This window comes from Bacillus sp. Root920 (genome assembly GCF_001429445.1).
Classification (GTDB): Bacteria; Bacillota; Bacilli; order Bacillales; family Bacillaceae; genus Bacillus; species Bacillus safensis.
Genome location: NZ_LMJV01000014.1, coordinates 46167 through 53666, shown reverse-complemented (window position 1 = coordinate 53666; position 7500 = coordinate 46167). Strand labels below are relative to the sequence as shown.

At 43.7% G+C, this 7500-nt stretch carries 12 protein-coding genes and 1 pseudogene; all 13 read right to left on the bottom strand.

Translation table 11 applies throughout. The features are described from left to right. Positions 1-87 precede the first annotated feature (87 nt). The 13 genes and pseudogenes from rpsI to ASE42_RS19315 all read right to left on the bottom strand — a co-directional run bounded on the left by rpsI (position 88) and on the right by ASE42_RS19315 (position 7474). Complete coding sequence (gene rpsI / locus ASE42_RS18410) at positions 88-480, bottom strand: 30S ribosomal protein S9 (RefSeq protein WP_007496354.1); 393 nt, start codon at positions 478-480, stop codon at positions 88-90. A 20-nt stretch (positions 481-500) separates the two neighbouring features. Further along, positions 501-938, bottom strand: a complete 438-nt coding sequence (rplM, locus tag ASE42_RS18405; RefSeq protein ID WP_003217042.1) for a 50S ribosomal protein L13 — start codon at positions 936-938, stop codon at positions 501-503. Positions 939-1103: 165 nt separating this feature from the next. Continuing rightward, positions 1104-1847, bottom strand: a complete 744-nt coding sequence (gene truA, locus ASE42_RS18400; protein WP_041105676.1) for a tRNA pseudouridine(38-40) synthase TruA — start codon at positions 1845-1847, stop codon at positions 1104-1106. Between the two features lie 11 nt (positions 1848-1858). Beyond that, positions 1859-2656 carry an energy-coupling factor transporter transmembrane component T family protein gene (locus ASE42_RS18395; protein ID WP_041105669.1) on the bottom strand — a complete coding sequence of 266 codons (798 nt, stop codon included), beginning with the start codon at positions 2654-2656 and terminating at the stop codon, positions 1859-1861. Further along, positions 2653-3522, bottom strand: a complete 870-nt coding sequence (locus tag ASE42_RS18390) for an energy-coupling factor ABC transporter ATP-binding protein (RefSeq protein WP_024425606.1) — start codon at positions 3520-3522, stop codon at positions 2653-2655. Before ASE42_RS18390 ends, ASE42_RS18395 begins: the two co-directional genes overlap by 4 nt. Next, positions 3498-4340, bottom strand: a complete 843-nt coding sequence (locus ASE42_RS18385; protein ID WP_008356549.1) for an energy-coupling factor ABC transporter ATP-binding protein — start codon at positions 4338-4340, stop codon at positions 3498-3500. Before ASE42_RS18385 ends, ASE42_RS18390 begins: the two co-directional genes overlap by 25 nt. Before the next feature lie 125 nt (positions 4341-4465). Beyond that, the gene (rplQ, locus tag ASE42_RS18380; RefSeq protein ID WP_003216944.1) at positions 4466-4828 is read right to left on the bottom strand and encodes a 50S ribosomal protein L17; all 363 of its coding nucleotides are present in this window, start codon (positions 4826-4828) and stop codon (positions 4466-4468) included. A gap of 75 nt (positions 4829-4903) precedes the next feature. Beyond that, entirely contained in the window at positions 4904-5848 is a 945-nt protein-coding gene (locus ASE42_RS18375; protein ID WP_003217009.1) for a DNA-directed RNA polymerase subunit alpha, read from the bottom strand. Positions 5849-6023: 175 nt separating this feature from the next. Further along, a complete protein-coding gene (rpsK, locus tag ASE42_RS18370) occupies positions 6024-6419 on the bottom strand; it encodes a 30S ribosomal protein S11 (RefSeq protein WP_003217231.1) in 396 nt (131 codons plus the stop codon). 20 nt (positions 6420-6439) lie between these two features. Then, on the bottom strand, positions 6440-6805 hold the full coding sequence (gene rpsM / locus ASE42_RS18365; protein WP_003217023.1) for a 30S ribosomal protein S13: 366 nt from the start codon (positions 6803-6805) through the stop codon (positions 6440-6442). A 21-nt stretch (positions 6806-6826) separates the two neighbouring features. Then, on the bottom strand, positions 6827-6940 hold the full coding sequence (gene rpmJ, locus ASE42_RS18360; RefSeq protein WP_003156543.1) for a 50S ribosomal protein L36: 114 nt from the start codon (positions 6938-6940) through the stop codon (positions 6827-6829). Between the two features lie 31 nt (positions 6941-6971). Then, positions 6972-7190, bottom strand: a complete 219-nt coding sequence (gene infA, locus ASE42_RS18355; RefSeq protein ID WP_003217190.1) for a translation initiation factor IF-1 — start codon at positions 7188-7190, stop codon at positions 6972-6974. Further along, a pseudogene (locus ASE42_RS19315) lies at positions 7168-7474 on the bottom strand (RNA-binding protein). Before ASE42_RS19315 ends, infA begins: the two are co-directional and overlap by 23 nt. Between the last annotated feature and the right edge of the window lie 26 nt (positions 7475-7500).

Sequence of the window (7500 nt, the reverse complement as noted above, 5' to 3'; positions counted from 1 at the left end):
AAGAAAATTTTATGGGTTTTCACAAGTCTTTAATAATGAACAAACCCCACAACCATAGTGATTGTGGGGTTTGCATTTTGAACCAAATTAACGTTTTGAGAACTGAGGTGCGCGACGAGCGCCTTTAAGACCGTATTTCTTACGCTCTTTCATACGAGAGTCACGAGTAAGAAGTCCAGCACGTTTAAGTGGTGTACGGTACTCAGGATCTACTTCTAGAAGAGCACGAGAGATACCGTGACGAATTGCTCCAGCTTGACCAGAGAATCCACCACCGTGAACATTTACAAGAACATCGTAGCTGTTAGCTGTTTCTGTGATGTTCAAAGGCTGTTTCACGTCTTCGATTAAAGCAGCGAATGGAATGTATTCAGTAATTTCACGATTATTAACGACGATACGGCCTTCACCTGGAACTAAGCGAACGCGCGCTACAGAACTTTTACGACGACCTGTACCGTAATATTGAACCTGTGCCAAATTGTTAACCTCCCTTATAATTAACCGCGAAGTTCGTAAACTTCAGGTTGTTGTGCTTGATGTGGATGCTCAGAACCACGGTACACATTTAATTTTTTGAACATTTGACGACCTAGTGGACCCTTTGGAAGCATACCTTTGATAGCAAGCTCCAACATTTTTTCAGGGTAGTTTGTACGCATCTCAAGAGCAGTTCTTTGTTTCAAACCACCTGGGTGCATCGTGTGACGGTAGTAAATTTTGTCCGTCAATTTCTTACCAGTTAATTCGATTTTCTCAGCATTGATGATGATCACATGATCACCTGTATCAACGTGTGGTGTATAAGTTGGTTTGTGCTTACCGCGCAAAAGTGATGCTACTTCAGTAGAAAGACGACCTAGTGTCTTGCCTGCCGCATCAACAACTAGCCATTTGCGCTCAATTGTGCTTGCGTTCGCCATTGGTGTTGTACGCATGAGTTTCCCTCCTAAATAAATCAATGAATTTTCCTTGAATCAAATGCTACGTTCTATTTCAAAACACAGATAAGTCTTCCGGGGCTTATTTGTGGGGTTGAAATACATACCATATGATATCTTATAACTTTCTGCTTCCTGTGTCAAGAACATGTTACACCTGGTTTAGTTGTCATAGAAAACTTCCCATAAATACAGTCCGTGACTAGGCGCAGTCTTGCCTGCCGCTTCGCGATTTCGGGCGGCAAGCATGGCTTTTATCTCCTCAGGGTGAAATTTACCAGAACCGATTTCAAGCAATGTTCCAGCGATAATCCGCACCATGTTGTATAAAAAACCATTCCCTCTCACACGCATTTCAAGCCCGTCTGAGACGTTTTTCCACTCGAGGGCATAAATAACCCTCACCTTGTCCTGAACCTCTGTATTGGCCGCACAAAAGCTTGTAAAGTCATGTGTCCCAACCAGGTGCTCAGCGGCTTCTCTCATTTTATCGATATCCAGCCGGTAAGGATAGTGGCAGGCATACTGTCTCGTGAATACATTTTGGTGTGTTTCCGTTGAGACCTTATAACGGTACTCCTTCGAAACAACACCAAATCTGGCATGAAACGAATCATCGACCTCCTCAGCCTTTAGAACACGGATATCATCCGGCAGCATGCTGTTGAGGGCAAAAGGCCATCTCTCCATCGGGATCGAAAGCGGGGTCTCAAAATGGATGACCTGTCCCTTTGCATGGACACCACTGTCCGTCCGGCCGGAAGCCACAATCGGAATCAGTTCATCCTGTTTATGCATTCTTGCAAGGGCAGACTCTATCTCCGTCTGAACGGTTCGCTGCCCTGGCTGCACCTGATAGCCTTTAAAATGTGTCCCATCGTAGGATACGGTACATTTGACCTTCATCTAGGAATCACCTAATTTCTAAGCAGCACAAGGAGTGCTGTTAACAGGATGAATAGAAGCAGCGTGAACGTGTCCTTCATGCCCCAGACAAGCTGACGATATTTCGTCCGTCCTTCTCCCCCGCGGTAGCCTCTCGCTTCCATCGCGGTCGCCAGTTCCTCTGCACGCTTAAACGCACTGACGAAAAGCGGAACAAGCAAAGGAACGATAGCTTTCAGGCGATCCTTTAAAGGTCCGCTTGTAAAATCAACGCCTCGTGCCATTTGTGCCTTCATGATTTTGTCTGTCTCTTCTAATAACGTCGGAATAAACCGAAGAGAGATGGACATCATGAGAGCAAGTTCATGAACAGGCAGTTTGATTTTACGGAACGGGTGCAGCAGCTTCTCCATCCCGTCTGTCACTTCTATAGGCGTTGTGGTTAACGTAAGAAGTGTCGTCATCATAATGAGATAGACAAAACGGAGTGAAATGAAGATTCCCTGCTTTAGACCTTCTTCATAAATATTCAGAAAACCCAAGTGGAATAGCAAGGAGCCATCCTTTGTCATGAAAATATGCAGAATAAAGGTAAACAGGACAATCCATAGGATCGGCTTCATTCCCTTGAGAATAAAGTATAGCGGCACCTGAGAAACCATCACCACAAGGATGGTAAAGACACCTAAAAGCCCGTAAGTGATGTAATTATTAGCAAAAAAGACGATAAAGACGAAAAAGAAAATTGATAACAGCTTTGTCCTTGGATCAAGACGATGGACAAAGGATGAGCCTGGCACATATTTGCCGATAATCATACTATCCATCATGATGTCGTGTCCTCCTGATAAAGAGCTGTTAAGGCTTCTGCCATTTCATCCATGGTCAGAAGCGGCCTTGGAAACGTAATACCAAGCTTTTCTTCTACAGTCTGCTGGAATTTAATCGTTTCCGGGAGGTCGAGACCAAACGAAGACATGTCTGTACGATTGGCAAACAACTCTCTCGGCGTGCCTGTCGCCTTCACTGTTCCTTTATGCATCACAATCATTTGATCCGCATAATGAGCGGCATCCTCCATACTGTGTGTGACCAGGATCGTGGTGAGGTTTGCCTTTTGATGAAGGTCATAGAACATGTCCATAATTTCCTTCCGCCCGCGTGGATCCAGCCCAGCAGTCGGCTCATCAAGCACAAGCACTTCTGGCTCCATCGCTAAAACGCCTGCAATCGCCACACGTCTCATTTGACCGCCGCTTAGTTCAAAGGGAGATCGAGATAATAGAGATTCAGGAAGACCAACCAGTTTCAGCATCTCCTTCGCCTTCGCTTCTGCCTTCTCTTGAGGAACACCGAAGTTCATTGGACCAAAGCAGATATCCTTGAGGATGGTTTCCTCAAAGAGCTGATGCTCAGGAAACTGAAACACGATGCCTACCTTTTTCCGGAGGGGTTTCATATCCTTCTGCTTTTTATTGGCTTGTAAAATTGTCTCTCCAAGCGCAATGCTCCCCTTCGTTGGTTTGAGCAATCCATTTAAATGCTGCAGCAATGTAGACTTACCAGAGCCCGTATGACCAATGACAGCGACATAGCTGCCCTCTTTGATGGAAGCATTGACATCATACAAAGCGAGACGCTCAAACGGCGTTTTCATTTGATAACGATGCTCTAATTCTTTGATCGTAATGTCCATAGCTCTTTCACCAATCCTTCTTGTGTCAAATGGGCATTTGCAAGCGGCACACCTTGCTGCTTCAATTGCTTGCTCAATCGATAGGAGAATGGCAGATCAAGTCCAATCTGAACCAGCTGTTCATCTAGTTCAAATACTTCCTCTGGCGTTCCCTCGGCAAATTTCTTCCCGCCATTCATCACAATGACGCGGTCTGCCTTGGCAGCCTCGTCTAAATCATGTGTGATGGAAATGACTGTGACCGTTCCTTGTTCCTTCAATAGTCTAACAGTCTCTAACACTTCTTCACGGCCAATCGGATCAAGCATTGATGTTGCTTCATCCAAGATCATGATGTCAGGGCTTGCGGCAAGCACACCTGCAATGGCGACTCTCTGCTTCTGCCCGCCTGATAGATGGTGCGGCTCTTGATCAAGAAACTCCTGCATATTGACCTGTTTGACAGCCCAATCTACACGTTCTATCATCAATTCCCGCTCAACCCCGTTATTTTCTAAACCAAAAGCCACATCATCACGAACCGTTGAGCCCACAAATTGGTTATCTGGGTTTTGAAAGACCATTCCTACCTTTTTGCGAATATCCCAAACACTTTCTTCTTTGAGCTCAATCTCTCCAACCTTGACCGTACCAGCATCCGGTAAAATGAGCCCATTCAGCACACGGGCAAGTGTGGATTTACCTGAACCGTTATGACCAACAATGGCGAGCCATTCATTTTGATTCACATGCAGTGACACTTGATCTAAAGCGGGCTTGTCCGCATCCTTGTGATAACGAAATACAATGTCTTTTACGTCAATTAATGTCTTCCCCATCTCTACCGGACCTCCTCTCAGCTCAACCTCTTCTTTGCTTATTCCTAAAAAAGCCGTAGTACCTAAAAAAGGGCATAGATCCAGTTATGAACTGTCCCGCCCTTTCTTAGATACACGATATGTGATTAAACTAATTCAATGACAGCCATTGGTGCGCCATCGCCGCGACGAGGTCCAAGCTTCATGATACGAGTGTATCCACCTTGGCGATCTTCGTAGCGAGTTGCAACGTCAGCGAATAATTTTTGAAGTGCATCTTGGTTTGTTTCAGCGTTAGCTACTTCATTACGAATGTAAGCTGCAGCTTGACGGCGAGCATGAAGATCTCCGCGTTTGCCAAGAGTGATCATTTTTTCAACTACAGAGCGAAGTTCTTTCGCACGTGTTTCAGTTGTTTCGATGCGTTCGTTGATGATCAAATCAGTCGTTAGGTCACGAAGCATTGCTTTACGTTGTGCACTAGTGCGTCCTAGCTTTCTGTATGCCATGTGATGTCCCCTCCTTAATTAGAGATGCTGTATGAATAAAAAACACACGAAAATCCTAGTTCACAATGAAACTAGTCAATCGTCTTTACGAAGACCCAGTCCAAGTTCTTCTAGTTTCGCTTTCACTTCTTCAAGAGATTTACGTCCAAGGTTACGAACTTTCATCATATCCTCTTCTGTCTTGTTAGCAAGCTCTTGAACAGTGTTAATACCCGCACGCTTCAAACAGTTGTAAGAACGAACAGAAAGATCAAGCTCTTCAATTGTCATTTCAAGCACTTTTTCTTTTTGGTCTTCTTCTTTCTCAACCATGATTTCAGCATGCTGAGCTTCGTCAGTTAACCCAACGAAAATATTCAGGTGTTCAGTTAAAATCTTAGAACCTAGAGCGATCGCTTCTTTCGGTCCTGTGCTTCCATCAGTCCATACATCTAGTGTTAATTTATCATAGTTTGTGATTTGCCCAACACGGGTGTTCTCCACTTGATAAGTCACACGAGATACAGGTGTATAGATTGAGTCGATCGGAATCACACCGATTGGCTGATCGTCTCTTTTGTTTGCATCAGCAGGATTATACCCGCGACCTCTTTGTGCAGTTAAGCGAACACGGAAGCTCGCATTCTTGCCAAGAGTTGCGATGTGAAGATCTGGATTTAAGATTTCAATATCGCTGTCGTGTGTAATATCAGCAGCTGTTACAGTACCTTCATCTTGTACATCAATTTCAAGCGTCTTCTCTTCTTCAGAGTAGATTTTGAGTGCAAGCTTTTTAATGTTTAAGATAATCGTTGTAACATCTTCAACCACGCCTTCGATCGTTGAGAATTCGTGTAAGACACCATCTATCTGGATCGATGTTACAGCTGCACCAGGAAGTGAGGATAAAAGGATACGACGAAGGGAGTTCCCTAAAGTGGTACCATATCCACGCTCAAGTGGCTCTACGACAAACTTGCCATACTTGGCATCGTCGCTGATTTCAACCGTTTCGATTTTTGGTTTTTCAATTTCGATCATCTAATAAAACCCTCCTTCAAAACGTCGAAACCTCGAATAGAATCATATGAGATTCCATCCGAAATTCCTCATTGTTTAGTCCCGTATGTGCTCAGGCAACGAGTCGTGTATTCGTCTCATAAATAACTGTATCATAACCCATTATTGACAGGGACACAAAATCTATACAAACAAATTACACGCGGCGACGTTTTGGTGGACGGCATCCGTTATGAGGAACTGGAGTTACGTCTCTAATTGCAGTAACTTCAAGACCTGCAGCTTGAAGTGCACGAATTGCAGCTTCACGACCAGAACCAGGACCTTTAACAGTTACTTCAAGTGTTTTAAGACCGTGTTCGATAGAACCTTTAGCAGCTGTTTCAGCAGCCATTTGTGCAGCGAAAGGAGTAGATTTACGAGAACCTCTGAATCCTAATGCACCAGCACTTGACCAAGAAATTGCGTTTCCATGAACATCAGTAATCGTTACAATCGTGTTGTTGAAAGTGGAACGGATATGAGCGATTCCAGCTTCAATATTCTTTTTCACGCGACGTTTACGCGTATTTTGTTTACGAGCAGCAGCCATTCTTTAACTACCTCCTTTACTTATTTTTTCTTGTTAGCTACAGTACGACGCGGACCTTTACGAGTACGCGCGTTGTTTTTTGTGTTTTGTCCACGAACAGGAAGTCCTCTACGATGACGGATTCCGCGGTAGCTTCCGATTTCAATTAGACGCTTAATGTTAAGTGAAACTTCACGACGAAGGTCACCTTCTACTTTAAGTTTGTCAATGATATCACGGATTTTACCAAGTTCGTCTTCAGTTAGATCGCGAACGCGAGTGTCTTCAGAAACACCTGCTTCTTTAAGGACTTGTTGCGCAGTCGTACGACCAATTCCAAAAACATATGTTAAAGAAATGACAACACGCTTATCACGTGGAATATCTACACCAGCAATACGAGCCATGATTTGGGCACCTCCTTGTTATTAGCCTTGTTTTTGTTTATGTTTTGGGTTTTCACAGATCACCATTACTTTTCCTTTTCTGCGAATCACTTTACATTTTTCACAGATAGGTTTAACAGATGGTCTCACTTTCATGTGTTTCCAACCTCCTTCTTCCGGAGTTGCTTTATTTGTAACGGTACGTAATTCTACCACGAGTTAAGTCATATGGAGATAATTCTACCGTAACTTTGTCTCCAGGTAAAATGCGAATGAAGTGCATACGGATTTTTCCTGATACATGAGCCAAAACTGTATGACCATTCTCTAGTTCAACTTTGAACATTGCGTTTGGCAAAGTTTCTGCTACAGTACCTTCCACTTCAATTACATCGTCTTTCGCCATTCAAGTGTTCTCCCTTCTTCAAATCAGTAACTTGCTCTCTGACAAATGTCCAAATGAGAATCTCTCAATTGTTCATCTATCACCCGACCTGTTTTGAATATACTGTTCTGAACTTCCGGAGATACGCAATCATAAAAGGTTATATGATTGATATTTTTTCTTAGGAGAATGAAATTTACGCTTTTCTCCGTCTGCGATTAGTACATGGCAGTCAACGAATATGCCGATGACACCTGTATACTGATCTTGTTCTTTCTTTGGACTATACAGACAACCTGCCCGATTTGGGCCTGAAAGGCTTCAGTGAAGA

Bases quoted from the DNA above. Each gene is read 5' to 3' on its own strand.
- rplM (WP_003217042.1), bottom strand. From the start codon at position 938: ATGCGTACAACACCAATGGCGAACGCAAGCACAATTGAGCGCAAATGG.
- truA (WP_041105676.1), bottom strand. From the start codon at position 1,847: ATGAAGGTCAAATGTACCGTATCCTACGATGGGACACATTTTAAAGGC.
- ASE42_RS18395 (WP_041105669.1), bottom strand. From the start codon at position 2,656: ATGATGGATAGTATGATTATCGGCAAATATGTGCCAGGCTCATCCTTT.
- ASE42_RS18390 (WP_024425606.1), bottom strand. From the start codon at position 3,522: ATGGACATTACGATCAAAGAATTAGAGCATCGTTATCAAATGAAAACG.
- ASE42_RS18385 (WP_008356549.1), bottom strand. From the start codon at position 4,340: ATGGGGAAGACATTAATTGACGTAAAAGACATTGTATTTCGTTATCAC.
- rplQ (WP_003216944.1), bottom strand. From the start codon at position 4,828: ATGGCATACAGAAAGCTAGGACGCACTAGTGCACAACGTAAAGCAATG.
- ASE42_RS18375 (WP_003217009.1), bottom strand. From the start codon at position 5,848: ATGATCGAAATTGAAAAACCAAAAATCGAAACGGTTGAAATCAGCGAC.
- rpsK (WP_003217231.1), bottom strand. From the start codon at position 6,419: ATGGCTGCTGCTCGTAAACAAAATACGCGTAAACGTCGCGTGAAAAAG.
- rpsM (WP_003217023.1), bottom strand. From the start codon at position 6,805: ATGGCTCGTATTGCTGGTGTAGATATTCCACGTGATAAGCGTGTTGTC.
- rpmJ (WP_003156543.1), bottom strand. From the start codon at position 6,940: ATGAAAGTGAGACCATCTGTTAAACCTATCTGTGAAAAATGTAAAGTG.
- infA (WP_003217190.1), bottom strand. From the start codon at position 7,190: ATGGCGAAAGACGATGTAATTGAAGTGGAAGGTACTGTAGCAGAAACT.